This is a genomic window from Izhakiella australiensis, from assembly GCF_002006995.1.
Lineage (GTDB): Bacteria > Pseudomonadota > Gammaproteobacteria > Enterobacterales > Enterobacteriaceae > Izhakiella > Izhakiella australiensis.
In genome coordinates, this window is record NZ_MRUL01000001.1 from 211,653 (window position 1) to 237,351 (window position 25,699).

Here is a 25,699-nt window from a genome sequence, read left to right on the forward strand (position 1 = left end):
CTGAATATTTCGCTCTGTGGGTGAGCCATTGCCGGCGGCTGGCGACGCTTTTCAGCGATAGTGATGTTTATCGAGGTCGAATTTCTTCATCCGTAAATAAAGCTTTTTACGCGGGATTTGCAGATATTCTGCAACGTCGTTAATCCTGCCCTGATGAATATTCAGCGCTTCGACAATAATCTGGCGCTCGTACTCTTCAACCCGCCTGTCGAGCTGTAGCGGTTCACCGCTGTGCAGCAGCGGAGTGGGGGTGTCGGCCAGCGGCATTACGCCAACGGCAAACAGCCTGGCGGCATTCGCCAGTTCGCGCACGTTATTGGGCCAGTGGCGCTTAAGCAGCTTTTTACAGAGATCCGGCGGCAGTGCCGGCGGCGGATTATTCAGGCGCTGGCTGGCTTGCTGCAAATAATGACGAAATAGCGGCTCGATATCGTCCGGACGCTGCGACAGCGGCGGGCAAAATAGCTGGGTCAGGGCGAAGCAGTAATATAGCTCGGGGATAATACGGTGGGTACCAGCCAGCGCGAGCGGCGGCTGTTGACCGATTGCCACCAGGCGAAACGGCAGCGGATCCTGACTCTGCGAATGTGCCAGCAGATACTGCTGTGCCTGCGTCAGCCGCTCAATATTGCGCAAGACCAGCATGCCGCCTGCGGCCTGTTCAATCCACTGGTTTAGCGGTGCCTCCTGATCTTCAACAACGTCGCCAAAGATAACCGGCTGTTCGCTGCGCGCGCTGAGGCGATGGAGGTAGCAGGCGGCCAGCGTTCGCCCCGATCCGCTTTCGCCATGAAAATAGACCGTGATATCCGTCTCCGCCAGCTGGCGAAGCGTCTGGCGCATCTGGCTGACCCATTCGCTGCGGCCAATCAGATTATCCGCCAGCTGTTCCTGCTGCCACTGACGCCGGACCAGGCGCGCCTGACGCTGTGCCAGCGCTTTATCGACTAAATTCAGCAGCTGCTCCGGGTTGACCGGCTTTTGCAGAAAATCCCATGCGCCTTTTTTTACCGCCTCGACCGCCATCGGTACGTCGCCGTGACCGGTTACCAGCAGCACCGGCAGGGTGGGGTCCTGCTTTAACAGGATTTTCATCAGCTCAATGCCGGAGCAGTAGGGCATGCAAACGTCGCTCAGTACGATCCCCGCCCACGCTTCGCCGATCAGCGTCTGCGCTTGCCGCGGATCGCGACAGGCAAACACCCGATGTCCGGCCTGTGCCAACAGCAGGGTATAGGCATCAAGTACGTCGCTGTCATCGTCAATTAATAGAATATTATGTTGATTAGTCAGCATGGTTTATATCCGTCGCTAAGAATTGCAAAACAACGCAGGCGTTACGAGTAAGCGTTGACGCCAGGTGCAGCTGGCCGCCCATCTGTCTCATCATTGACTCGCTGATCGACAGGCCGATTCCCAGCCCCACCTGCTTACTGGTAATAAAGGGCTTCAGCAGCGAATCGGCCAGCGTCAGCGGCCAGCCGCCGCCATTATCCGCGACGGTTACCGTCCAGCCCTCTGCCGATAGCGCCCATTCAACCTGAATAACGGGAGTATCCTGGGTGGCATCAAGGGCGTTGCTGAACAAATTGACCAGCACCTGCTGAATACGGACTTCATCGCCGAGTATCTGCGGCGCGCCTTGCGCTAACTGTAGCGAAGCATGTCGCGGCTGATGGCGCAGCGCCAGCAAATCCCATGCGGCCAGCAAAGAGCGGCGTAAATCAACCGCGCTGGCGGGGGCGTCAGCGCCTGAGCGTCGGGTGAACTGGCGCAGGCTACGGATGATCGCGTCAATGCGGCCAATCACCCCTTCAGCTTTGCTCAACAGCAGGCTGGCGCTGGCGGTTTGCTGGTTTTTAATGGCGCCGCGCGCGCTGTAGAGATACATCGACAGGGCGTTGAGCGGCTGGTTAATCTCATGGGCGAGGGTGGTCATCGTCTGACCGACTACCGCCAGCTTGGCAGCCTGCACCAGCTCATCCTGGGTGGCACGCAGGTGTTTTTCGACCGATTTTCTCTCAGTTATCTCCTGCACCAGCTGCTGACGCTGTTGATGCAGCTGGCCCAGCGTATGACGCAACAGCCGGGCGATGCGTCCCAGTTCGTCCTCACCGTAAACCGGTATTGCGGCGTTGCTATCGCCGAGGCCAATATGAACGACCGCCTGATTTAACAGGGTAAAACGTCTGACCAGGCGCGAGCGAATGAAATAATGATTAAGTAGCCAGGCGAGCAGCAGCGCCAGCAAGGTTGCCACCAGGATCAGCGCGCCGCTAAAATGCATGGTGTGCTCAATGCGCTGGTTGAAGGTCTGCATTTTGCTATGGCTGTCGTTAAGCTGGGACTCCAGCTGCGCGCGAAAGCGCGCCAGGGTGTGTTCTTTGGCTTGTGTTGCCTGCTCTAGCGCCGCTTGCGCCTGATTATATTCCCGCATCGCCGCCGGCATTTTGTTATCCGCCATGCCAACATCCAGCAGCTCATCAATGGTTTGCCGCAGGGTGACGGTGCTGGGGTGGTTTTCCAGCAGGCGCATGTTTTCATCCGCGGTTTTCTTCAGATAGCTCAGATAGCGGATATGCCCCTCAATATTATCCGCGCCTTCCGCGCCGGACTGAACGTCGGCTAGCCTGTCGCGCAAATCGGCGACTATCTGGTTTTCGATGCGCGCCAGCGTATAAACCTGCTGCTGTTCGTTCTGAACCGCACGCAGGTTGACCTGCAGCCGGTGTGCCGCTGCTCCCGGTTTTTCTTCCATCTGGTCCAGTAGCGCCCCTTGCTGCCAGCTGAAATCCTGTACCAGCGAGCTCATCTCCGAAGTGAAGTCTTCATGCAGCCAGTTGATGCGAGCGGTAATCTCGTTAACTTTCGCGCGGGCGATAAAAGTGTTGTACAGCGACTGGTCAAGCTGAGCGAGCAGCCGGCGGCTGTCGCTGAGCGTGAGCCCGATTTGCTGACGCTCATGAGCGTCGAGACGCTGGCTGAGCGTACCTATTTCATCCAGATGCTGCAGAATCTGGTTGCGCAATTTCAGGCGAAAAGTGGTATTTGCCGCCAGTAAAAACTCGTTGAGCTGATCGACTAAATGATTGAGGTTATTCTCGATCAGAAACGAGGTCTGGATACGCGGGAAGTAATCGCTGAGGGCATAGCGGACCTGAGAGCTTTGCTGATGCCAGGAGTAAAGGCTGACGCTGCTGACGATCAGCGTCAGCAGCGCGCCGATCAGAAATGCGCTGCGCAGGCTGGTGCTGATAGTCAGATTTTTAATGAATTTCAGCAACGTCATTTCAGGTTCTCCAACCGGGTAATCGCCTGGCGCTGGTGTGCCTGAAAAAACAGCTGCCACTCCATCATTAGCTGCTCGGCCCGGGCCTTATTTTCCAGCTGCGCCAGGTAACGCGGGTCAGTGCTTTGCGCTTCGCTCACTGGCAGTGCGGTAAGCAGACTGCGGATTTCCGGCAGCGGGCGTTTGAGTCGCGCTTCGGCATTGTGCAGCGCGCGCCAGGCGTCTTTGAGCTGCGGTAGGCGAAAGCTTATGGCGGTATCAAACAGTTTTTGCACCAGGCGCTGACGCTGCAGGATCAGCCGGTAGTTGAGCGGCGGCGCGTTGAGTAACAGGTGCTGCTGGCGCGCTCGCGGGCTGTCCTCCTGGCTTGGGATGATCGAATATTTTCCGGTGTTGGTATCTGACAGCGCCTTTTGCCCCTCAGGACTGAGCAGAAACAGCACAAAGCGCCGGGCCTCCTGCGGGTACTGACTGCTTTTGAGCTGCGCGACGTAGGTTGGCGAAGCGACGGCGTGCGGGAAATAGCGAAAGGTCAGGTCGGGATCGTCAAGTAGCAGGTTGGCGTAGTTGTCGATAACCGGTCCTACCGAGCCAAGACCGCTTTTAATTTTATCGGCCACCCCGAAGCTGCGGCTGGAGATGGTTATCAGGTTCCCCGCCAGACTCAGAATGGTCTGCCAGCCCTGCTGCCAGCCTTGTTGCTGCAACAGGGACTCCACCATCAGATGGTTGGTATCTGAGCGGGACGGGCTGCTCATCAGCAGCGTTCCCTGATAGCGGGCCTGCATCAGGTCATCCCAGCTGGCCGGCAGCGCCAGGTGACGATCGTTGAGGTTGCGCTGATTGATTAGCAGACCGAAGCTGGAAATAGCCACCGCCACCGCCGTGCTGCGAATGGACTCCGGCACCAGGCGCTGTGATTGCGGCGGCGCATCCGGCCAGTCAGCCAGCCGCTGATGCTGTTGCAGATGCTGCAGCAGCATCGGCGAGGAGGTGAGAACCAGATCGATATTTTCATCGCCAGCGCTATCCAGCAGCTGTTCCAGGGAAGAACTGGTGCGATTTAGCGTGCGGATCACCACCGACTGCGGCTGAGTCTGCCAGCGGCTGATGATATAGGCAGTCGCCTCCGGTGAAAACGTGGTAGCGATGACCAACTCGTTTTTTTTCGCCTGAACGGAAAAGGTTGTCATCAGGCTCAGAAACAGTCCGGCCAGGAACCATCTGGGTTGACTCTTATTTGACCGCCTGAGCATTCTGTTATCCTCGCGCTACAGATAGCTTTGTGATGGTATTCATAAAATAGAAACAAGAATAATAAAATAACTTTTTTCTATTTGAGGCAAAAAGGTCAATTTTAAAAACAGTAAAAAAAAGTGGCATGTGCTCATGGGTTTTTAATTTGACCTTCGTCTGCACAGGTTACACCCTTTGTCGGCGATAAACTGTTAAGGCGATCGGGCTGGCGGAGAAAATCCTGAAAATATAAGGAGAGAGCGCGCTCTTGCCGGGAGAACTTAGTTTTCTTACTCTGAATATTATTTGAGTCAAAAAAGGGGTAGGTTTATTTATATATGAGTCAAATTTGACTCATACAGGGCGGATTGTATTGTCGGATTAATTACCCCACTATCTGTTTCGAAATTCTGATTCCTGAATTTAATATCCTCGTTCTCCTTATTGATAACTATTACAGGTATCGATCATGTTCTCATTATTAAAACCCAAGGTTGCAGCAACAACTATTCCGACCGAACAGATAGAGCCGACTTACAAACGTTACCGTATGCAGGCTTTGCTGAGCGTTTTTCTCGGCTATCTGGCGTATTACATTGTGCGCAATAACTTCACGCTTTCGACGCCCTACCTCAAAGAGCAGCTGGATTTGAGCGCCACTCAGATAGGCATGCTCAGCAGCTGTATGCTGATCGCCTATGGCATCAGTAAAGGGGTGATGAGCAGCCTGGCCGATAAAGCCAGTCCGAAGGTGTTTATGGCCTGCGGCCTGATACTGTGCGCCGTTGTTAACCTTGGGCTGGGTTTCAGCAGTGCGTTCTGGATTTTTGTGGCGCTGGTGGTGCTTAACGGCCTGTTTCAGGGCATGGGGGTGGGGCCGTCGTTTATTACCATCGCCAACTGGTTCCCTCGCCGTGAGCGCGGTCGCGTCGGGGCCTTCTGGAATATTTCGCATAACGTGGGCGGCGGTATTGTCGCGCCGATCGTTGGTACCGCCTTCGCGCTGTTAGGCAGCGAGCACTGGCGGACCGCAGGCTATATCGTTCCGGCAGCAATAGCCGTGCTGTTTGCCGCGGTGGTGTTGCTACTGGGTAAGGGGTCGCCGCGCAGCGAAGGGTTACCGGCGCTGGAAGAAATGCTGCCGGAAGAGAAAGTGGCTCTCAACGCCAGCCATAGCGGACAGGCGCCGGAAAATATGAGCGCATTCCAGATTTTTTGTACCTACGTGCTGAAAAATAAAAATGCCTGGTATGTGTCGATGGTCGATGTCTTCGTCTATATGGTGCGCTTTGGCATGATCAGCTGGTTACCAATCTATCTGTTGTCGGTGAAACACTTTTCTAAAGAGCAGATGAGCGTAGCGTTTCTGTTTTTTGAATGGGCGGCAATCCCCTCAACCCTGCTGGCGGGCTGGCTGTCTGACAAACTGTTTAAAGGCCGCCGTATGCCGCTGGCGATGATCTGCATGACGCTGATCTTTTTCTGTCTGCTTGGCTACTGGGAAAGCGATTCGCTGCTGATGGTGACGATTTATGCCGCCATCGTCGGCTGCCTGATTTACGTGCCGCAGTTTCTCGCCTCGGTGCAGACTATGGAAATCGTCCCCGGCTTTGCGGTCGGCTCAGCCGTCGGCCTGCGCGGCTTTATGAGCTATATATTCGGCGCCTCGCTCGGCACCAGCCTGTTTGGCGTGATGGTCGACCGCGTCGGCTGGCACGGCGGCTTTTATCTGCTGATGGGCGGAGTAATCTGCTGCATTCTGTTCTGCTATCTGTCTCACCGCGGCGCCCTTGAGCTGGAGCGTAAGCGTCAGGAAGGCGCCAGCCAGCAGCGGCTGGAGCCGGCGCAGGCGCAGTAGGCGACGGGTACATGCTTCGCGGTATAGCCAGGGATCATGTTGTGGAATGGCATAAGAGAGGTAATGGGTTATCCTGATGTGCTGAACAGCGTTAAGTCTTGCCTGTACGGCTGACATCCGGGGATCACCCGGGAAATAAGCATCATCGGTTTATATTTATAGCAAAGGCATTATGCCTGATAAAATACGCCTCCTGAGGAGGCGTATTTTTGACTTTATTGTCTTATTAACCGATCCACCGGTAAACTTGTTTCAAAATTGCTTCTGAACGGATTAATGTCCAGTCCCCCTCTGCGGGTGTACCTGGCAAATATAGTCAGTTTTTCCGGGTGGCAATAATGGTTGAGGTCTGTGAATATTCGCTCAACGCATTGTTCGTGGAATTCATTATGGGTTCTAAATGAAATCAGGTAGCGAAGGAGTTTTTCGCGATCAATTTTCTTGCCTTCATATCTGATGATTACACTTCCCCAGTCGGGTTGATTGGTTACAAGACAGTTAGACTTCAACAGGTTTGACGTGAGTGTTTCCGAGACAATCTCTTCAGACGTGGCGTTGATAAGATAATCCGGGTTGAACTCATAATTATCGATATTAATATCCAGATGGTCGATGCATTCATCAGGTATATCTGTAGTAATAGCCGGATAATGGTTGAGGTTGATGTAGAGTTTTACTTGTACTTTACTCCCAGCGGCCTGCGATAAATCTTTTTCGAGCGTGCTATGAACCTTCTCTGGTGTGGCGAACTTTGTCTGATTGAAGCTGTTAAGATAAAGTTTAAAGGATTTTGACTCGATAAGATTATCGCTGCTGGCCGGTATAAAAAACTCGGCAATCGCCACGATAGGTTTTCCCTTCCCGTTCAACCATGAAAGTTCAAAACCTGTCCACAGGTCGAACCCTGAGAAGGGTAAGTTTTCTTGCTTTATGCTGATTTCATCTCTGCCGCGTGAGCGTGGGAGCGACTCAAGTAAATCAGGAGTATAGTCCTGAACGTAACTCGTGTTTTTACCCAGCAGCGTAATTTCTGCAGTTTTCATATGCATTCCTTTGTATGTTTTGAATGAATTTCTTTATTGATATATCGTCTGAAAAGCTCACGGGTAGCATAAATCGGTCCGACACCGATTAGCGCATAGCCCAACTTGATGATAAATTGCGAGACAATCATGATCTTAATTGTATCTACGCTGAGAATGTTGTGGAATGCCAGTGTGCAGAATATGATGCTATCAATCGCTGATGCGATGACATTGCTGGTTATTACACGTATAAAAAGATATCTGGAGTTAGTGAGTTGTTTTATTTTGCAAAGTATCATTGAGTTAATATTTTCAGAGATCAGATATGCTGCTGAAGATGCAAAGAGAACGGCGATGATGCTGTGAACGAATTGACTATACGCCGTGCTTAATTCCCACTCCGGCAGACCTGGTAGCAGGCTGGTTATCCATAATCCTGTTACAAAAACTATGTTCGAAGTGAATGAGATGAATATTGTTCTTCTTGCCATACGTAATCCATAGAATTCGTTTATAATATCAACAAGAATGAATGATAGTGGGTAGAAAAATATAGCGGGAGGTATGACAAAATTGACCACGGGAATAAGAATGGGTTTAACTCCGCTAACCGTGCTGAGAATATAAATTACTGACAATGTGATGCTTATTATCAGATAAGCATACCAAGAGCGCTCATGTCTGTCGCCGAGGTCATAGGACGTTACAATATCCTTATCACCGTAAAGCCGTCGATAAAGTGCTTTTAATTCATTTCGATTGAAATCCTCTGTAATCTCACTATCTTCGAGATCCTGCAAGCGAATATTAATGTGCTTTCCGGTCGAGAGTACCATGACATTTGCTGTAATTATATCTGATCGATTAAATCCCAGTAGTTTATATTTTTTATTCCCTATCATTTTTCACTATCCTTAATATTTCTGTCTATGAGTAACTTACTGAATTCTTTCTTCAATGACAGTGCCCAGCACTGACTCTCCTTGCAGAGGAATATAAGCAATACCGTCATCTTTTTTTCTAAAGAACAGTCCTTTTTCTTCAGAGTAACAAAGTGAAAACTGTTTGTTTTTTGCTGAAGAATTACGTTTTATAATCAGAATATCCCCTGGATAAAACATATTATTCATGCAGTTTTCGACTAACAAAGCAACCATATTTGAGACATCGCCAAAGTACCATGTAACAGGATATTGAGTAACAAGGTTACCGATTCTGCTGTCGGCATTAGAAATAAAATCAGATTGCGGAATTACTGGAATAGCTGCCGGGTTTTTGTTGCCATCAGGTGCAATTGTTTTCTCAATCAATTCAATCGATTCTAAATCGTGGTTTTCAATAACCTCACAGGAGACACCAAAAAAATCAGCAATGCGGGTTATGGTTGAACGATGTACATTGCTAACTTTGCCATCAAGGATCTTGTATAAGGTTGCGCGTGTTACGCCAGTACGATTTGAGAAGGAAACTTTCGTCTCGCCCCGGCTTCTGATTATGTATTCTATGTTATTGATTATATTGTTCTTTCTTTGCGAGCCCGATATCGTCATTGCTTAATATACCTTCTGCTATCACGCTCAAATGGCGGAAACGAGCGGTTTAATGGATTGTGCAAAAGATTACATTAAAAGATGCATTTAGCAAACATTAATGTCTTCATTGTCTTGCGGTTTTATCTATTATTATCAGTGGGATAACGCTTTCCTCATTACAAAATTGTCATTTTTAAATTCAATATGTAAACTTTTTTGTTGACTTTATTATGGTGAAAGTATTAAGTTGTTGTATCAGGACAGTAATTACAACAGCGAAATAACTTTCCATTGCCTGTTTATCTTTCTTCCAGCACCAGGGGCCAACTTAGTTAATAGACGCATAATGATCAATTAGCAAATAGGATGACTAAAATTGAATTTATTTGTGAATGGATATCTTGTGATAAACGAATTTTTCCACCTGAAACGAATAATACGCTCATCTTAAAAATAGATTGCTGACTTAATAAAAGGTGGTATTTGGTTTAATTCCGATCAGTTAAGCCTGAAATGATCGGTTGAATGATCCAGTGGTTGTATAAAAATCCGTAATCTCTCAGGGATCACGGATTTTTTATGTTACTCAGTCAGGCTCTGGATGCCGTTCATAAGTTCTCTCCGCAGGCGTTCGCCGCTCTCTCAGACCTTCTTTCACCGGAACTGATTGACCAGTGTCTGGTTGATACTTGTGTGGTTACGTTCCGTAACTGACGGCTTTCTATGAAAATGATGGTCTGGGCTGTCACAGGTATGGCCCTGTTCCGCTCTCATTCCATGAGCCAGCTCGTCTTGCATCTGGATATCCTTTTGCCGGGAAAAAGACCTTTTGTCGTCCCCGATTCGGTTGTTCAGACGCGTCAGCGGCTCGGGGAAGATGTTATCCGCCTGATGTTTGGGAGAACCCGGCAACGGTGGTTCGAAAAACGCCGGGTCGCTTGCTGACTCTCTTTGATAAAGGTTTTTACGCACCAGGCCTGCTGCATTGCTGGCAGTCATCGAACGGAAAGGCACTGGATGCTTGCGCTGCGTAAATGCACAATATCAGGTCATTAGAAAGCTGGGTGCGGGGCAGGAACTGGTAGAGCTGAAGCGGTCTCCTCAGGCACGGAAAAAATGGCAGAATGCCCCGGAGGTGTTGACAGCAAAGCTGATAAGTAAGGACGTTAAAGGAAAAACAGTGCGGATAAATAGTGGTGCCCGGACGCGGAATCATATTCACGACTAATCTGTTTAGCCCCCTTCGCATTGAACATCTTTCATACTTACATTTGATATGTTGGAACAATGGTTTTTGAAATAATGTTAAACGGTGGGATTTCTAATTATTAGATTTTATTAGTATTTTTGCTATGATTTTGAGATGTCATCATGCACCAGTTGAGATAACTAAACATCATGGCTCAATTTAATCACTTTGAACTCTCGCTTCTGAATCCCAACTCTTAGAGGTTGTCAATTCTTCGGGAGAGTTACATGTCTAATCGGCGCGTTTCAATGCCAGTAGTGCCCGGACGCGGACAAAAACGTCGGGAACGTTTTTGCATGGCGCTTGAGCGCAGGCCCTGGAAGGGCGGGCATCAGGGATGAGGCGAGTAATCGAATGCAGTTCGATGGCGCGTTCCGCGCGTCAGAAAGCAAAAACCCAGCCATAAGGCTGGGTTCTCTAAATAGTGGTGCCCGGACGCGGAATCGAACCACGGACACGGGGATTTTCAATCCCCTGCTCTACCGACTGAGCTATCCGGGCAACGGGGCGCATTAAACCTTAATGACGCTATGGCGTCAACGCGTTTTTCATAAAAACCGCGGCAATCGCGTCTGACTGCCTGCTTTTCAGGCAAAACGGCTTGCCGGCTCAGGCCAGGGCGCCATTTTTACGGCACAGCGCCACCCGCAATACGTCCTCCGCCAGCGTTTTTGCCGTCTCAACGTCGTGCAGCTGACGCTTAACCAGCAGCCGGCTAAGGCAGCCTTCAAGAATCAGCTCCATCTGTTCGGCTACCAGCGTCGGGTTGTCGGTATCTAGCTGGGTCAGCAGCTGGTGAGTATATTGCCACGATGCGCGCTTTTGCCGCTCCGCCAGCTGATGGATGCGGTGGTCCGGGTGTGGATAAAAGCTACAGGCGGCAATGAAAAGACAGCCGGGATAGCGCTGGTTTTTGACCGCTTCCTCCAGCCTTTCATAGCGCGCCAGCAGTTTTTGCTGAGCGCTGATAGTTTCATCCAGCAGCAGCTGTCGGCGCCAGTTGTCTATCTGTTCGCCGTGATAGCGCAAAGCGTCGTATAGCAAGGCTTCGCGATTGGGCCAGAAGCTGACGAGCGTTTGATCGTCAACGTCGACGTCGCCTGCCAGCTGTCGCAGGGAGCGGGTAGCCGCCAGGCCTTCCTGCTCCAGCATACTCAGGGCATGGTCCAGAACCTGTTCACGCTGCAAGGGATGCTCCTCTTTGATCAATAACCTGAAAAGTGTCGTTTACCGGGGCAGTTTCTGCAAATGGTCGTTGAACGCCCGGGCGTCAAGATAACCGGTGACACGCGAGCCGGGAATTTCATTCCCTTTGGCATCAAAAAACAAAATCGTAGGCAAGCCAAGTACCCGGAGCTGTTTTAGCAGCGTAGCATCTTGCGCATCGTTGCGGGTCACGTCGGCCTGAAGCAGCTGAAACTGTTTAAGCTTCTGTGCGACGCCGGGGTCGGGAAAGGTGTATCTGGCGAACTCTTTACAGGCCACGCACCAGTCTGCGTAGAGATCGAGCATGGTGATTTTCCCGCCGCTTTGCGCCAGCGCCGCGTTAAGCTGCTGGGTATTGCTGATGCTGGTGAATGGCAGCTGGGTTTGATTCGCGCTGGCGGACTCAGTGGGGCCGAACGCCCAGTCCTGTAGTGGACGCGCCGCCACCAGCGCAAGGGCCAGCAGCAGCACCTGCATTACCCTGGCCCAGCCGCGTGCTGATTTCAACGCCAGGCTGAAGGCCCAGATGCAAAAGGCAATTGCCAGCGCGCTCCACAGGCGCAGTCCCCAGCTATCGCCAACTACGCGTTCCAGCAGGAACACTGGCAGCGCCAGAATAACAAAGCCAAAGCCTTCTTTGACGGTTTGCATCCAGGGGCCGCTTTTCGGCAGCAGCCGGTTGCCGAACAGGGTTACCAGGATCAGCGGCAGCCCCATGCCAAGCGCGTAAAGATAGAGCGTACCGGCGCCCGCTAACATATTACCGCTCTGGGCAATATAAAGCAGAATAGCGCTTAGCGGCGCGGTGGTGCAGGGCGAGCAAATCAATCCGGCCAGCGCGCCCATAATAAACACGCCCGGCAGCGAACCACCGCGCTGGCGGTTGCTCCACAGGGCGATACGGGTTTGCAAGCGGGCAGGAAGCTGGAGCGAGAAAAGACCGAACATTGACAGCGCCAGCAGGATAAACAGCGCCGACAGGGTAATTAACACCCAGGGCTGCTGCAGCGCCGCCTGAAAACGTAGCCCGGCGGCGGCGACTACTATGCCCAGCAGGGTATAGGTTATCGCCATGCCCTGTACATAGGTGAAGGCCAGCGTGAACAGGCGCACCAGGGAGTACTGTCGATTGCCGCCGAGAATAATACCGGATATCAGCGGGTACATCGGCAGCACGCAGGGGGTAAAAGCGACGCCGATGCCAATCAACAGCGCCCAGAGCGCGGAGAAGGGCAGCGCGTGGTCCGGGGGGGCGTTGGGCGTCGCGTCAGCAGGGGCCGGGGGCGGCGATACCGGAGGATGCGGCGCGGCGCTGACGGCTTCAAGGGGCACGCTGCGGGTTTCCGGCGGATAGCAAAAGCCGGCGGCGGCGCATCCCTGATAGGTGACGTCCAGCGTGGCGCCCTGATTAGCCTGACTGAGGGGCAGCGCTAGCGTCAGGTCCTGAGGAAAGATCGCCGTTTTGCCGTAAAATTCATCTTCATGGGGCTGGCCCTGCGGCAGTGACCATGCGGCCAGGCTGGCGTTGTGGGGCGTAATTTTAATTTGCTGGCGATACAGGTAATAACCCGGTTTTATCTTCCAGCTTAAGGTCAGCTGGTTATGTTGTTGGCTGAAATCAAAGGCAAAAGCTTGATTAACGGTAACGAACTGCGACTGCGGCGTGTTATTAAACAGCGAAGCCTGAGCGCTGAGGCTGCCTGTCAGCAGCAGCAGGATCAGCGTAATGATGCGGTAAGCCATGACAGGTAATCGCTCTCTCCATGTGAAACGGGTATCACCAGTAGCTCTGGCGTGTCATAGGGATGTTGCTTTTTGAGCAAATCAAGCAGCGCCTGCTGGTGATTGAGATCGCTTTTCAACAGCAGCTGCACTTCGCGCGTCTCCGCCAGCTTACCCTGCCAGACATAGAGCGAGGTTGCTCCCGGCAGCATAGTGACGCAGGCTGCCAGCCGGGCCGACAGCGCATCATCAGCCAGCGCGCGGGCGCTGGCTTCATCCGGCGCGGTGCAAAGCACCACCACCGCCTGTGAGCTATTCATCGCTTTTCTCCTGGTTGCAACCCGCAGACTATAGCATGCCAGGCGATGAAAGCCTCAGCCTACAGCATCAGCGAGCCGAACAGGAAGCCAAAGGCCACGGAAAGCGCGATAGCAATAACGCCGGGAATGAGGAACGAGTGGTTGAAGACAAAGCGGCCGATGCGCGTTGAGCCGGTATCGTCCATCTCTACCGCCGCCAGCAGCGTCGGATAGGTCGGCAGCACGAACAGCGCCGATACCGCAGCAAAGGAGGCCACGGCGGTGAGCGGCGAGACGCCCAGCATCAACGCGGCGGGCATCAGCGCCTTGGCGGTCGCCGCCTGAGAATAAAGCAGCGTCGAGGCAAAAAACAGGATCAGCGCCAGCATCCAGGGGTAATTTTGCAGTAGCTGACCGGCCACATTCTGAATATCCCCGATATAGGCTTTAACGAAGGTATCTCCCAGCCAGGCGACGCCCATCACGCAAATGCAGGCGCTCATGCCCGATTTGAAGGTGCTGGCGGAGAGGATTTCGCTGGTGTCTATTTTACAGGTCAGCGCAATCAGGGTAGCGATGGTGAGCATAAACACCACGATGGCTTCGTTGCGCGGGAGCACCGGATGCGGGATCAGACCGACGGCATCGCTGATTGCCGTCGCATAGAAGACTACCGCCGCGATGCCGACTAAAAAAAGCAGCACAGCGCGGCGAGCGCCGGGCTTTTCCTGAAAGACCTGAGCGCCGCGCAGCTTAATTTCGCCCTTCGCCAGGCGTTCCTGATAGATAGGGTCATCCTGCAGGTCCTTGCCGAGGAAGTTGGTGATAAACGCCGTGATAAAGATGCCGCACATTGAGGCGGCAATATTAACTGCCAGCAGGGATACGTAGCTGACGCCGTGCGGCTCCAGGAGTGCGGCGACAAACACCACCGCCGCAGAAATCGGTGAGGCGGTAATGGCGATTTGCGAGGCGACAACGGCAATGGACAGCGGGCGCGAGGGACGGATCCCTTGTTCTTTAGCAACTTCAGCGATGACCGGCAGGGTGGAAAACGCGGTGTGACCGGTGCCGGCCAACAGCGTCATCATGTAGGTGACCAGCGGCGCCAGGAAGGTGATATAGCGTGGCTGGCGGCGCAGCAGGCGTTCGGCCAGATTGACCAGGTAGTCCATTCCTCCGGCAACCTGCATGGCGGCGATCGCGGCAATCACCGCCATGATAATCTCAATCACGTCAAAGGGAATCGCGCCGGGTTTGATGTGAAAAACCAGAGACAGAATCAGCACCCCGGCGCCGCCGGCAAAACCGATGCCAATACCTCCCAGCCGGGCGCCAAGATAAATCGCCAGTAGTACAATTAACAGCTCAACGCCCGCCATAGCTTTCCCCAGAAATAATTATTAATAACTAAGAATAATCGAAGTCATCAGCGACTGAAAAACAAAAAGGGCACGTCATGACGTGCCCTTGATTTACCGCAAACTTGTTGCTTATTGTTCGCTTTCGTCAGTGTAGCGTTTGGCTTTATAAACCGGGTGCATCAGGTTTTGCACTGAGAAAATATCGTCCAGCTCCGCTTCGGTGAGCAGGCCGCGCTCCAGCACGACATCACGCACGCTTTTACCGGTTTCTGCGCAGATCTTACCGACGATATCGCCGTTATGGTGACCGATATAGGGGTTGAGATAGGTGACGATGCCAATTGAGTTAAATACGTACGATTCACATACCGCTTTGTTGGCGGTAATGCCGTTAACGCATTTCTCCAGCAGGTTGTAGCAGCTGTTAGTCAGGATCTGGACCGATTCAAACAGCGCCTGGCCGATAACTGGCTCCATCACGTTCAACTGCAGCTGGCCCGCCTCAGAAGCCATCGTGACCGTAATATCATTGCCAATGACCTTGAAGCACACCTGATTGACCACTTCCGGCACCACCGGGTTAACTTTTGCCGGCATGATTGACGAGCCAGCCTGGAGCTCAGGCAGGTTTATCTCATTGAGGCCGGCACGGGGACCGGACGACAGCAGGCGCAGGTCGTTACAGATTTTCGACAGTTTTACCGCCAGGCGCTTCAGGGAGCTGTGCACCATGACGTAGGCGCCGCAGTCGGAAGTGGCTTCAATCAGATCTTCTGCCGGCACGCAGGGCAGGTTACTGACTTCCGCCAGCTTTTGTACCGCCAGCTGCTGGTAGCCATCCGGCGTGTTCAGGCGAGTGCCGATGGCGGTCGCCCCCAGATTGACTTCAAGCAGCAGCTCCGCCGTGCGCAGAATGCTTTTGATCTCTTCATTTAACAGCACATAGAAGGCGTGAAATTCCTGGCCCAGGGTCATCGGCACGGCATCCTGCAGCTGGGTTCGGCCCATCTTGAGAATGGTGTCAAACTCCAGAGCTTTACGTTCAAAGCCTTCGGCGAGCTGGCCAATGGCGTCCAGCAGCTTCAGGATCGAAGAGTAAACCGCAATGCGAAAGCCGGTCGGGTAGGCATCGTTAGTGGACTGGCATTTATTAACGTGGTCGTTGGGATTCAGATGCTGGTAGTCGCCTTTCTGATGGCCCATCAGTTCAAGGCCAATATTCGCCAGTACCTCATTGGTATTCATGTTAACCGAGGTTCCGGCGCCGCCCTGATAGACGTCCACCGGGAATTGGTCCATGCACTTGCCGTTATTGAGGACTTCATCGCAGGCCTGAATAATGGCATTAGCGACGTTACGCGGAATTGTCTGCAGCTCTTTATTTGCCAGCGCGGCTGCTTTTTTGACCATTACCATACCGCGAACGAATTCAGGTATGTCGCTGATCTTATTATTACTAATATGGAAATTTTCAATCGCACGCAAAGTATGAACGCCATAATAGGCATCCGACGGAACTTCACGCATGCCTAGCAGGTCTTCTTCGATACGAATGTTGTTAGCCATGGAAACCTTCTTGTTATTTCTTATGGTGATTTCAACCACTCAACCGGTGATTGTCTTGTCGTGGAACGTATGCACCGACATATTATTCCTTATCGGCAGGCGTAGGTGATCATATTGTTTTGTTTTAAAAATACCGCTATGGCGATCACTCTAAACAGTTTTTCGTATCACTCTGAACCGGAAAAACAAGATCTGAGTCACACAAAGTTTAAGATAGCCGCTAATGCGTCCATTGGTGAAATAATCTTGCTCACCGCTTGAAATAGTCGATCGCCATGACCATCTCTAGGTTCATTGTCTGACGACAACCACGATTTTCGTCGGGACGCGCGAGCGTCCTGGCCCTGACAGAAGGAGCTTACGGTGCGTTGGTTACCGTTTTTAGTGCTATTTATTCTTGCCTGGATTGAAATCACGCTGTTCATTCAGGTTGCGCACGTACTTGGGGTATTGCTAACCCTGATTCTGGTTATCGCCACTTCCAGCATCGGTATTTCACTGGTGCGTAACCAGGGCATGAAAAACTTTATGCTGATGCAGGAAAAGCTGGCGGCGGGTGAAAGTCCAGCGGTGGAAATGGTGAAAAGCGTTTCGCTGATTATCGCTGGCTTTTTGCTGCTGCTGCCGGGTTTTTTCACCGATTTTCTCGGTCTGCTACTGCTGCTGCCGCCAGTACAAAAGCATCTGACGCTGCGACTGATGCCGCATCTGCGCGTCTGGCGCGGCGGGGCGAATGGTCCGGACAGCGGCTACACGGTGGATGGCGAGTTCGAGCGTAAAGACACCGAACGTTTAGATCACGACGACCGCCAGGATCGTCGTTAGCAGAGAAGCCCTGTTGCTATTCGACGGGGCGTTTGCTCGTGCTGGCGACCTTAACCGAGAAAAGGTTGCAGGCGCCGGGTTCAATGATGAATTGGCTGAATTGCTTATCCTCCGGGTTGGCGCCGGGGATTAAAAAAACCACTGAGCCATCCCGACCGGGCTGCGCTTCGATAACGAAGCTCTGACTGTCTGGCAGTACAACCTTTAATTTTGTGACTGAAATTTCCGTGCCGTCATCGTCGTTGTAAAAGCGAACATGTGGGGCTTTGGTTGGTGATGACATCAAACTCTCCTTAGAAAACCACAAAAAACGCTGCTTTCCTCTTTCCTGATAAAACTGTGCAGCCCGGCAGCGCATGAAAAAGGCCGTTATCCTGAGACGGCGCTCAGCGATGATAAGTTCAGTACGACGACGGGCAGAGCAGAAATATCACGTGCTTTGTGCTTGCAATACGAACAAAAAGCCAGCGGATATCTCTTTCGGTCAAAAAAATTTACCCGCAGCCCTTGAAAGCCAGGCAACCTGTCCTTATCTCTCAGGGCACGAAGCCGAATGCCAGTCAGGCTCGGCATTCAACCCCGAAACTACAGATTGGACTTCTCAGAAGGAGAGTTATCAGATGAACAACATTCGTCCATTGCACGATCGCGTTATCGTCAAGCGTCAAGAAGTTGAATCCAAATCCGCTGGCGGCATCGTTTTGACCGGTTCTGCGGCAGGCAAATCTACTCGCGGTAAAATTGTTGCTGTGGGTAAAGGCCGCATCCTGGAAAACGGCGAAGTGAAGCCGCTGGACGTGAAAGTGGGCGATATTGTGATTTTTAACGACGGCTACGGCGTTAAAGTTGAAAAAATCGACAACGAAGAAGTTCTGATCATGTCCGAGAGCGACATCCTGGCGATCGTTGAAGCGTAATTTCACGTAACTCACTGAACATATAGAATTCAAGGGATATATCAAATGGCAGCTAAAGACGTAAAATTCGGTAACGACGCCCGTGTAAAAATGCTGCGCGGCGTTAACGTACTGGCAGATGCAGTAAAAGTTACCCTGGGCCCGAAAGGCCGTAACGTAGTTCTGGATAAATCTTTTGGCGCACCGGCCATCACTAAAGACGGCGTGTCCGTAGCGCGTGAAATCGAGCTGGAAGACAAGTTCGAAAACATGGGCGCCCAGATGGTGAAAGAAGTCGCTTCTAAAGCTAACGACGCTGCTGGCGACGGCACCACCACCGCGACTGTACTGGCACAGTCCATCGTTAACGAAGGTCTGAAAGCCGTTGCTGCGGGTATGAACCCGATGGACCTGAAGCGCGGGATCGACAAAGCGGTTGCCGCTGCAGTTGAAGAACTGAAAGCGCTGTCCGTGCCTTGCTCTGACTCTAAAGCTATCGCGCAGGTGGGTACCATTTCCGCCAACTCCGATGAAACCGTGGGTACGCTGATCGCTCAGGCGATGGAAAAAGTGGGTAAAGAAGGCGTTATCACCGTTGAAGAAGGTACCGGCCTGCAGGACGAGCTGGACGTGGTTGAAGGTATGCAGTTCGACCGCGGCTACCTGTCTCCTTACTTCATCAACAAGCAAGAAACCGGCGCCGTAGAACTGGACAGCCCGTTCATCCTGCTGGCTGATAAAAAAATCTCCAACATCCGCGAGCTGCTGCCGGTTCTGGAAGCCGTTGCTAAAGCCAGCAAACCGCTGCTGATCGTTGCTGAAGACGTTGAAGGCGAAGCCCTGGCGACGCTGGTTGTTAACACCATGCGCGGCATTGTTAAAGTTGCTGCGGTAAAAGCACCTGGCTTCGGCGATCGCCGTAAAGCGATGCTGCAGGATATCGCTGTACTGACCGGCGGTACCGTCATTTCTGAAGAGATCGGTATGGAGCTGGAAAAAGCGGCTCTGGAAGATCTGGGCCAGGCTAAGCGCGTGGTTATCAACAAAGATACCACCACCATTATCGATGGTGTGGGTGATGAAGGCGCTATCTCTGGCCGCGTAACGCAGATTCGCCAGCAGATTGAAGAAGCGACTTCTGATTACGATAAAGAAAAACTGCAGGAGCGCGTAGCGAAACTGGCAGGCGGCGTTGCCGTTCTGAAAGTCGGCGCGGCCACTGAAGTTGAAATGAAAGAGAAGAAAGCGCGCGTTGAAGATGCCCTGCATGCAACGCGTGCCGCGGTTGAAGAAGGCGTGGTTGCCGGTGGTGGCGTTGCGCTGGTACGCGTAGCCGCTAAGCTCGTTGGCCTGACCGGTCAGAACGAAGACCAGAACGTGGGTATCAAAGTTGCGCTGCGCGCAATGGAAGCCCCGCTGCGTCAGATCGTCTCCAACGCTGGCGAAGAGCCGTCTGTCATTGCTAACAACGTTAAGAACGGTGATGGTAACTACGGTTATAACGCGGCGACCGAAGAGTACGGCAATATGATCGACTTCGGTATCCTTGACCCGACTAAAGTGACCCGTTCAGCACTGCAGTTCGCGGCGTCCGTTGGCGGCCTGATGGTTACCACCGAATGTATGGTGACCGATCTGCCGAAAGACGACAAAGCTGACTTAGGCGCTGCCGGCGGCATGGGCGGCATGGGTGGTATGGGCGGCATGATGTAATCATCCCCCCTGGCATCCGTCAGTCAAAACCCTCTGTCCTTTGGACAGGGGGTTTTTCTTTTGGCGGGGAAAATAGTATAAGTAATGGCGCAGCTGTAAGCTGACATACTTATTACAGAACACGTTGAATGTATAAGAAATGCGGTAAGTTTCTGCTAAGCTGCGGCCTGATTCTGATGATAACAAGATGGGGAATAAAATGCGTATTAAGGCTTTGATGGGACTTACTTTTGCTACGCTGGTGTTGGCGGGCTGTAGCAGCAAAAGCGATCTGACGGCCGCAGGACAGCGCGTCACCTTCGTTGATCAGCAACCCGATAGCAAATGTCAGCTGCTTGGCTCCGTAACCGGCACGCAGAGCAACTTATTCACCGGCGCTGGCGGCAATGAAACCAGCGGTCTGCGCGGCGCGGCGAACGATTTGCGCAACCGGGCGGCGGAAATGGGGGGTAATGTGATTTATGGCGCCACCAGCCCGACACAGAATATCTGGACCGGTTTTGCGCCACTCGACAGCAAGATGAGCGGTCAGGTTTATAAATGCCCGTAATCGCTGCGCCCCTCAAGTCACACTGAGGGGCTGCTGTTGCGGCTCATTGCTGGCGTAGCTGCAAATCCAGCGGCGTTTTGCTCGGCTCGCCGCCAATCTCCCTCGCCAGCTTCGGCACCAGATAACCTGAAACCAACGTCAGCAGCTCGCGCATAATGGCGCGCGCACGCTGGTCATCCACGTAGAAATGCGCCGCGCCCTGAACCTTATCAAGGACGTGCAGATAGTAGGGTAAAATACCGGCGTCAAACAGCGCATTGCTCAGCGCCGCCAGCGTCTGTGCATCATCGTTAACGCCCTGCAAAAGTACGCTCTGATTTAACAGCGTCACGCCAGCCTGACGCAGCGCATTCAGGCCAGTGCGCAGCGCGTCGTCAATTTCCCGGGCGTGATTGATATGGGTAACTAAAATCACCTGCAGAGTGGAGCGATGCAGCCGCTGGCACAGCGCAGGCGTGATGCGCGCCGGAATAACCACCGGCAGGCGGCTGTGGATGCGCAGGCGCTTAATGTGGGGGATGCGCTCCAACTCGCCGATGAGCCAGTCCAGTTCACTGTCTTTAGCCATCAGCGGATCGCCGCCGGAGAAAATAATCTCATCCAGATTTGGCTGCGAACGGATATAATCCAGCGCAACCTGCCAGTTGCGCTTATTGCCCTGGTTATCCTGATAGGGAAAGTGCCGGCGGAAGCAGTAACGGCAGTTCACCGCGCAGCCGCCTTTTACCAGCAGCAGCGCACGATTGCGATATTTATGCAGTAATCCTGGTACTACGCTGCTTTGCTCATCGAGCGGATCGGTACTGTAACCGGGCGTCTGGATGAACTCCTGCTGCGAGGTCAGAACCTGCAGCAGAAGCGGATCTTTAGCATCCCCTGGCTGCATGCGGGCAGCGAAGGACCGGGGAACGCGCAGGGCAAATAGCCGGCGCGCATCATGGCCGGCGCTCAGGTTCGGGTGGCTTTCCAGCGCCAGAAGCTGTAGTAATTCATCGGGATCGGTGATGACGTCTGCAAGTTGAGCTAGCCAGCCTTCTCGCAACGGGGTATTTAGGGTTACAATGTGTGCCATTTTTTTGGCTAAGTACCAGTAATAAAATATAGAGGGCCTTTATGGCGACTTATTCTAGCAACGATTTTCGTAGCGGTCTCAAAATCATGTTCGAAGGCGAGCCTTATTCCATCGAATCCAGTGAATTCGTAAAACCGGGTAAGGGACAGGCGTTTGCACGCGTTAAGATGCGTCGCCTGCTGACCGGCTCACGCGTTGAGAAAACCTTTAAATCCACCGATTCCGCCGAAGGCGCGGATGTCATGGATATGACCCTGAACTACTCCTATACCGACGGTGATTTTTACTACTTCATGCACCCGGAAACCTTTGAGCAGTATCAGGTTGAAGCCAAGGCGCTTGAAGATATCATCAAATGGCTGCAGGACAATGCAGAATGTATCGTTACGCTGTGGAATGGTCGCGCCATTACCGTTCAGCCGCCGAATTTTATCGAAGCTGAAATCACCGAAACCGACCCGGGTCTGAAAGGTGATACCGCAGGCACCGGCGGTAAGCCCGCAACGCTGAGCACCGGCGCAGTGGTGAAAGTACCGCTGTTTGTGCAGATTGGCGAAGTGATCCGCGTGGATACCCGCTCCGGCGAATACGTATCGCGCGTGAAATAATTATGCAGATGGGGCCTGCGCTGCCGGGCCCTGTTGTTTAACGCTGAGAGTTTGCATTGATGATGAGATGGATGAAACTTCTGGCTTTGTCTCTGGTAATGGCCAGCGCGCTCAGCGCCTGTAATACCTTCCACGGCTTTGGCGAAGACGTTCAGCACCTGGGCGGCGCGATTTCTCACGCGGCTGATAAGTAATTTCTTTTGGCGCTAATGTTCCTTTTAGCCATGTTCTTAAAGCACATGGCGTGATTCTGGCTATGCTTAAAAAGCACTTTCTGCCATTAATAAAAAAGGACATTGCCATGTTAAAGAAAAGCGTTATTGCAATCTTATCGGTGTTGGTGCTTTCTTCCGTTCTCTCTGCCTGTAATACCACTCGCGGCGTGGGAGAAGATGTCGAAGCGGGCGGGCAGGCGATTCAAAGAAGCTCACAGTAAGCATGATTACCGGTGTCGTCCGGACACCGGTTCACCCGCCGTATTATCTTCTGGTTCTTTTCCTGGTTACACCCCGGCTAAATAATTTACGCATCTGGATTTGTCTGCCAGCCTGAGTATAGGTAGACTTCATGCCCCTACAGAATGTGGAGTAATGATCATGGCCGAGATGGCAAGCTGGCAACCCAGCGCTTCGATTGCCAATTTATTGAAACGCGCAGCCATTGTGGCGGAGATCCGGCGTTTCTTTGCCGACCGTGGTGTACTTGAGGTTGAGACGCCGGCGATGAGTCAGGCGACTATCACCGACGTTCATCTGGTGCCGTTTCGCACCCACTTTGTTGGACCGGGTGCAGCCCAGGGGCTTAATCTCTGGTTGATGACCAGCCCTGAATTCCATATGAAGCGCTTACTGGCCGCCGGTAGTGGCCCGATTTACCAACTGGGCAAAAGCTTTCGCAACGAAGAAGCGGGGCGTCATCATAATCCGGAATTTACCATGCTGGAGTGGTATCGCCCGCATTATGATATGTATCGGCTGATCAACGAAGTCGACGATCTGCTACAGCAAATTCTCGAGTGCGCGGCAGCAGAGAAGCTCTCTTATCAGCAGGCATTTATTCGTTATCTGGATATTGATCCGCTGTCAGCAGACAAAGACGAACTGCGTGAAGTCGCGGAGAAACTGGGCGCGGGCGACCTGGCGAACCGCGAGGACGATCGCGACACGCTGCTACAGCTGGTGTTTATGCTGGGCGTGGAGCCAGAAATCGGCAAAGACAAGCCGGTGGTCATTTATCATTTCCCGGCCTCGCAGGCCGCGCTGGCGGAAATCAGTACCGAAGACCATCGGGTTGCAGAACGTTTTGAAGTTTATTTCAAAGGTATTGAGCTGGCCAATGGCTTCCGCGAGCTGACCGATGCGCGTGAGCAGCGCCAGCGTTTTGTGCAGGACAACCGTAAACGCGCGGCGCGTGGACTGCCGGAAAATACCATTGATGAAAATTTGCTGGCGGCGCTGGAGCAGGGGATGCCAGAGTGTTCAGGCGTGGCGCTGGGCGTGGATCGTCTGGTGATGCTGGCGCTTAACGCGGAACAGATTGCCGATGTCATCGCTTTTACGGTGGATCGTAGCTGACAGTACCATTTTTAACGATTATTATACTCCTTTAGGTGCTCTGGCTATAAGCCAGAGCCGGGCATTTTTAGCTGGCGTTTCCAAAAAATGGTTAAAATATAAGAAATTTTGAAAAAATGGCACATATCTGAGGTATCTATACGTCGAAATTTCATTATAGATATCTTTTTATTAATTTTAGTATGGACAGTATTGTTAAGAGTTATTATATGATTGAATTTATTGATGTCTCCTATGATGATCTAATGAAAATAAAATCGCATGAGGTGTTCCATCTTAGGAAATTAACTTTTAGCGACAGGCTTCAATGGGATGTTAAATGCTTTAACAATATGGAATTTGATGAATTCGATAATATAAATACACGTTATATACTTGGTTACCATAAAAACAATCTTTTATGCAGTGTGCGATTTAACCCTATAACAAAGCCAAATATGATAAGGGATACATTTGGTTATCTTTTTAATGATGTATCAATTCCTAATGAGGCCATTGAGTCTAGCCGTTTTTTTGTAGATAAAGAAAGAGCCAGAAAGCTACTTGGCGTCAATTTTCCTGTTGGAAATTTTCTTTTTCTTTCAATGATCCATTTTGTTAGAAATATCGAAGGAGACGGAATTTATACGATAGTCAGTCACGCAATGACGCATATCCTTAAGCGAGCTGGCTGGGATGCTACTATCATCAAAATGGCCCATTTAACTCCCACAGAAAGGATCTATCTACTTTTCCTCCCGACTGATAAAGATAGCCAACTCAAGGTCATGGGGAAAATAGAGGAAAAATTACAACCCGCACGAGTTACTATAAGTAATTGGCCTCTAGCTGTGAAGCGAATGGATTAACCCTAATTCCATTCCTAATCTGATTGCTTGCTTGGCGTTATTGACTCCCATTTTTTTTATACTATTACCCATATGGAACTTAACTGTACGAACTGTAATGCCAAGTATCAATGCTGTTTCGGCATAAGTTTTACCCATGCTTGTCCAATACAAAACTTCGTTTTCTCTTGAGGAGAACATCGACTTTTGCCCACGGCTATGAGTAGTTTCGATTGGTGATGTTGTTTGTACCAGCTTGTTCATTTGCTCATTAATATCGATGAGTGTCATCTGTAATTTACTAATGTCATTAATAATTACTTCCTCAAGATCACTTTGGTTTTTTTTATCAATCAATAATGAAAGTAATGAAATGTTGTTAGTGTGGTCATGCAGAACAAATGTAAAACCATTTGCAATATTATATTTTTTTGATAGTGAAAATATCTTTGATGCTTTTACTTTTGTCATCAAAGTTAGATTCTCATCCCATGCGAATGGCGATGTCCGTCTTAAAGCGTAGAGAACTACGGGATCAATGTTCTGAAATTTATTCGCTTTATACAACTCCACCCATTCTTTGGGATAACTGGAAATTATTAGAATCTTTGATGGGTCTTTCTTATTAATTACCGTAAAAGCATAAGAAGGAAGTGAATAGGGTTGCAGTTTCTTTTCTATGTATTCACGAAGAGTATCGGCGATGAATGTATTACTGTGTATAGTAGAAAACATGTTATTATCCAATGGCTTGTTTTATTTTTCTTATCAAAAAACTGACCTTAAGTACAGACCATTTCGGTACCTAAGTACAAGTTATATCACAACCGCTGCCGCGTTATAATTTTTACCGAATAGAAAAAAGTCAAAAAAAAACCTGACTATAAAAGTCAGGGTGCCAATTTGGCCAACACCAGGGAAATTTAAAAAATATTATAGCCGGCGTCCGGATGACATTTAAATACAAATGGCAGATTAATGCAAATCCTGTGTGGCATAATCACACAGGATTTTTATTATTTGTCAAAAAAGTAAATGAAGAAGTATGGAAATTAAACTTAGTATGCTATCTATTAGCCTGTTCTGATGGCCCGATGTCTCCTGGTCGGCGTTAAACAAGCCCGGCGAATCATGATTATTTTCAATTGTTAATCCGATCCTGCAGCAACAGCGCTGGCGCTATTTTTGAGCGCTAGCGGTCGCTAAAAAATGGCCTGAAAGATGGGGGCGTTGTTCTGATTTTTTTACAGTAATAAATGGATCTGATGGCTGGAAGTTGGCACCACTG

At 51.2% G+C, this 25,699-nt stretch carries 25 protein-coding genes and 1 tRNA gene; 10 read left to right on the forward strand and 16 right to left on the reverse strand.

Going from position 1 to position 25,699, the window contains the following annotated elements; all coding sequences use genetic code 11:
* Window positions 1-51: 51 nt before the first annotated feature.
* Genes pgtA through BTJ39_RS00915 form a run of 3 tightly spaced genes read right to left on the reverse strand, consistent with a single transcriptional unit; the run spans window position 52 to window position 4,482 of the window.
* A complete protein-coding gene (pgtA, locus tag BTJ39_RS00905; RefSeq protein ID WP_078000779.1) occupies window positions 52-1,296 on the reverse strand; it encodes a two-component system response regulator PgtA in 1,245 nt (414 codons plus the stop codon).
* Window positions 1,286-3,289 carry a two-component system sensor histidine kinase PgtB gene (gene pgtB / locus BTJ39_RS00910; RefSeq protein ID WP_078000780.1) on the reverse strand — a complete coding sequence of 668 codons (2,004 nt, stop codon included), beginning with the start codon at window positions 3,287-3,289 and terminating at the stop codon, window positions 1,286-1,288. The genes pgtA and pgtB overlap by 11 nt, the downstream gene beginning before the upstream one ends.
* The gene (locus BTJ39_RS00915) at window positions 3,286-4,482 is read right to left on the reverse strand and encodes an ABC transporter substrate-binding protein (protein WP_176110165.1); all 1,197 of its coding nucleotides are present in this window, start codon (window positions 4,480-4,482) and stop codon (window positions 3,286-3,288) included. The genes pgtB and BTJ39_RS00915 overlap by 4 nt, the downstream gene beginning before the upstream one ends.
* A 512-nt stretch (window positions 4,483-4,994) precedes the next feature.
* Here BTJ39_RS00915 and pgtP point away from each other — a divergent pair.
* Window positions 4,995-6,383 (forward strand): phosphoglycerate transporter PgtP, encoded by a 1,389-nt coding sequence (gene pgtP, locus BTJ39_RS00920; protein ID WP_078000782.1) that lies wholly within the window; start codon window positions 4,995-4,997, stop codon window positions 6,381-6,383.
* 215 nt (window positions 6,384-6,598) lie between these two features.
* On the opposite strand, the gene queF is transcribed toward pgtP, so the two are convergent.
* From queF to aspA, 10 genes are all read right to left on the reverse strand, one after another.
* Window positions 6,599-7,432, reverse strand: coding sequence for an NADPH-dependent 7-cyano-7-deazaguanine reductase QueF (gene queF / locus BTJ39_RS00925; protein WP_078000783.1), 834 nt, complete (start codon window positions 7,430-7,432; stop codon window positions 6,599-6,601).
* Window positions 7,423-8,310 carry a queuosine precursor transporter gene (locus tag BTJ39_RS00930; RefSeq protein WP_078000784.1) on the reverse strand — a complete coding sequence of 296 codons (888 nt, stop codon included), beginning with the start codon at window positions 8,308-8,310 and terminating at the stop codon, window positions 7,423-7,425. The genes queF and BTJ39_RS00930 overlap by 10 nt, the downstream gene beginning before the upstream one ends.
* Window positions 8,311-8,346: 36 nt before the next feature.
* Window positions 8,347-8,958, reverse strand: a complete 612-nt coding sequence (locus tag BTJ39_RS00935; protein WP_078000785.1) for a helix-turn-helix domain-containing protein — start codon at window positions 8,956-8,958, stop codon at window positions 8,347-8,349.
* 636 nt (window positions 8,959-9,594) lie between these two features.
* A complete protein-coding gene (locus BTJ39_RS25055) occupies window positions 9,595-9,939 on the reverse strand; it encodes a hypothetical protein (RefSeq protein WP_241825843.1) in 345 nt (114 codons plus the stop codon).
* Between the two features lie 675 nt (window positions 9,940-10,614).
* Window positions 10,615-10,690 (reverse strand) — tRNA-Phe (locus tag BTJ39_RS00945).
* A gap of 108 nt (window positions 10,691-10,798) precedes the next feature.
* Complete coding sequence (gene dicD / locus BTJ39_RS00950) at window positions 10,799-11,377, reverse strand: division control transcriptional repressor DicD (RefSeq protein WP_078000787.1); 579 nt, start codon at window positions 11,375-11,377, stop codon at window positions 10,799-10,801.
* A gap of 39 nt (window positions 11,378-11,416) precedes the next feature.
* Window positions 11,417-13,138, reverse strand: coding sequence for a protein-disulfide reductase DsbD (locus BTJ39_RS00955; RefSeq protein WP_078000788.1), 1,722 nt, complete (start codon window positions 13,136-13,138; stop codon window positions 11,417-11,419).
* Window positions 13,114-13,437, reverse strand: a complete 324-nt coding sequence (gene cutA / locus BTJ39_RS00960; RefSeq protein ID WP_078000789.1) for a divalent cation tolerance protein CutA — start codon at window positions 13,435-13,437, stop codon at window positions 13,114-13,116. The genes BTJ39_RS00955 and cutA overlap by 25 nt, the downstream gene beginning before the upstream one ends.
* A 59-nt stretch (window positions 13,438-13,496) precedes the next feature.
* Window positions 13,497-14,798: an anaerobic C4-dicarboxylate transporter gene (locus BTJ39_RS00965; RefSeq protein ID WP_078000790.1), complete on the reverse strand. Its 1,302-nt coding sequence runs from the start codon at window positions 14,796-14,798 to the stop codon at window positions 13,497-13,499.
* A gap of 111 nt (window positions 14,799-14,909) precedes the next feature.
* The gene (gene aspA, locus BTJ39_RS00970) at window positions 14,910-16,346 is read right to left on the reverse strand and encodes an aspartate ammonia-lyase (protein ID WP_078000791.1); all 1,437 of its coding nucleotides are present in this window, start codon (window positions 16,344-16,346) and stop codon (window positions 14,910-14,912) included.
* A 363-nt stretch (window positions 16,347-16,709) separates the two neighbouring features.
* Between aspA and BTJ39_RS00975 the strand changes: the two genes are divergently transcribed.
* Entirely contained in the window at window positions 16,710-17,171 is a 462-nt protein-coding gene (locus BTJ39_RS00975) for an FxsA family protein (RefSeq protein WP_078000792.1), read from the forward strand.
* 16 nt (window positions 17,172-17,187) lie between these two features.
* Here BTJ39_RS00975 and BTJ39_RS00980 read toward each other — a convergent pair whose 3' ends face one another.
* The gene (locus BTJ39_RS00980) at window positions 17,188-17,454 is read right to left on the reverse strand and encodes a hypothetical protein (RefSeq protein ID WP_078000793.1); all 267 of its coding nucleotides are present in this window, start codon (window positions 17,452-17,454) and stop codon (window positions 17,188-17,190) included.
* A gap of 337 nt (window positions 17,455-17,791) precedes the next feature.
* Here BTJ39_RS00980 and BTJ39_RS00985 point away from each other — a divergent pair, with 337 nt between their 5' ends.
* The 3 genes from BTJ39_RS00985 to BTJ39_RS00995 all read left to right on the forward strand — a co-directional run bounded on the left by BTJ39_RS00985 (window position 17,792) and on the right by BTJ39_RS00995 (window position 20,330).
* Window positions 17,792-18,088 (forward strand): co-chaperone GroES, encoded by a 297-nt coding sequence (locus BTJ39_RS00985; RefSeq protein ID WP_078000794.1) that lies wholly within the window; start codon window positions 17,792-17,794, stop codon window positions 18,086-18,088.
* A gap of 45 nt (window positions 18,089-18,133) precedes the next feature.
* Window positions 18,134-19,780 carry a chaperonin GroEL gene (gene groL, locus BTJ39_RS00990; RefSeq protein WP_078000795.1) on the forward strand — a complete coding sequence of 549 codons (1,647 nt, stop codon included), beginning with the start codon at window positions 18,134-18,136 and terminating at the stop codon, window positions 19,778-19,780.
* 199 nt (window positions 19,781-19,979) lie between these two features.
* Window positions 19,980-20,330, forward strand: a complete 351-nt coding sequence (locus BTJ39_RS00995) for a DUF4156 domain-containing protein (protein WP_078000796.1) — start codon at window positions 19,980-19,982, stop codon at window positions 20,328-20,330.
* Between the two features lie 43 nt (window positions 20,331-20,373).
* Here the strand turns inward: BTJ39_RS00995 and epmB are convergent, their stop codons facing one another.
* Window positions 20,374-21,402, reverse strand: coding sequence for an EF-P beta-lysylation protein EpmB (gene epmB / locus BTJ39_RS01000; protein ID WP_078000797.1), 1,029 nt, complete (start codon window positions 21,400-21,402; stop codon window positions 20,374-20,376).
* Between the two features lie 41 nt (window positions 21,403-21,443).
* Between epmB and efp the strand changes: the two genes are divergently transcribed.
* The 5 genes from efp (at window position 21,444) to BTJ39_RS01025 (ending at window position 24,432) form a co-directional block, all read left to right on the forward strand.
* Window positions 21,444-22,010 (forward strand): elongation factor P, encoded by a 567-nt coding sequence (efp, locus tag BTJ39_RS01005; protein WP_078000798.1) that lies wholly within the window; start codon window positions 21,444-21,446, stop codon window positions 22,008-22,010.
* A 71-nt stretch (window positions 22,011-22,081) separates the two neighbouring features.
* Window positions 22,082-22,204 (forward strand): entericidin A/B family lipoprotein, encoded by a 123-nt coding sequence (locus BTJ39_RS01010; protein WP_422385990.1) that lies wholly within the window; start codon window positions 22,082-22,084, stop codon window positions 22,202-22,204.
* Window positions 22,205-22,311: 107 nt separating this feature from the next.
* Complete coding sequence (locus BTJ39_RS01015; protein ID WP_078001237.1) at window positions 22,312-22,446, forward strand: entericidin A/B family lipoprotein; 135 nt, start codon at window positions 22,312-22,314, stop codon at window positions 22,444-22,446.
* Window positions 22,447-22,606: 160 nt separating this feature from the next.
* On the forward strand, window positions 22,607-23,584 hold the full coding sequence (gene epmA / locus BTJ39_RS01020) for an elongation factor P--(R)-beta-lysine ligase (protein ID WP_078001238.1): 978 nt from the start codon (window positions 22,607-22,609) through the stop codon (window positions 23,582-23,584).
* Between the two features lie 209 nt (window positions 23,585-23,793).
* Window positions 23,794-24,432: an acyl-homoserine-lactone synthase gene (locus tag BTJ39_RS01025; protein ID WP_078000800.1), complete on the forward strand. Its 639-nt coding sequence runs from the start codon at window positions 23,794-23,796 to the stop codon at window positions 24,430-24,432.
* On the opposite strand, the gene BTJ39_RS01030 is transcribed toward BTJ39_RS01025, so the two are convergent.
* Complete coding sequence (locus BTJ39_RS01030; RefSeq protein ID WP_078000801.1) at window positions 24,409-25,146, reverse strand: helix-turn-helix transcriptional regulator; 738 nt, start codon at window positions 25,144-25,146, stop codon at window positions 24,409-24,411. The two genes, BTJ39_RS01025 and BTJ39_RS01030, sit on opposite strands and share 24 nt — an antisense overlap.
* Between the last annotated feature and the right edge of the window lie 553 nt (window positions 25,147-25,699).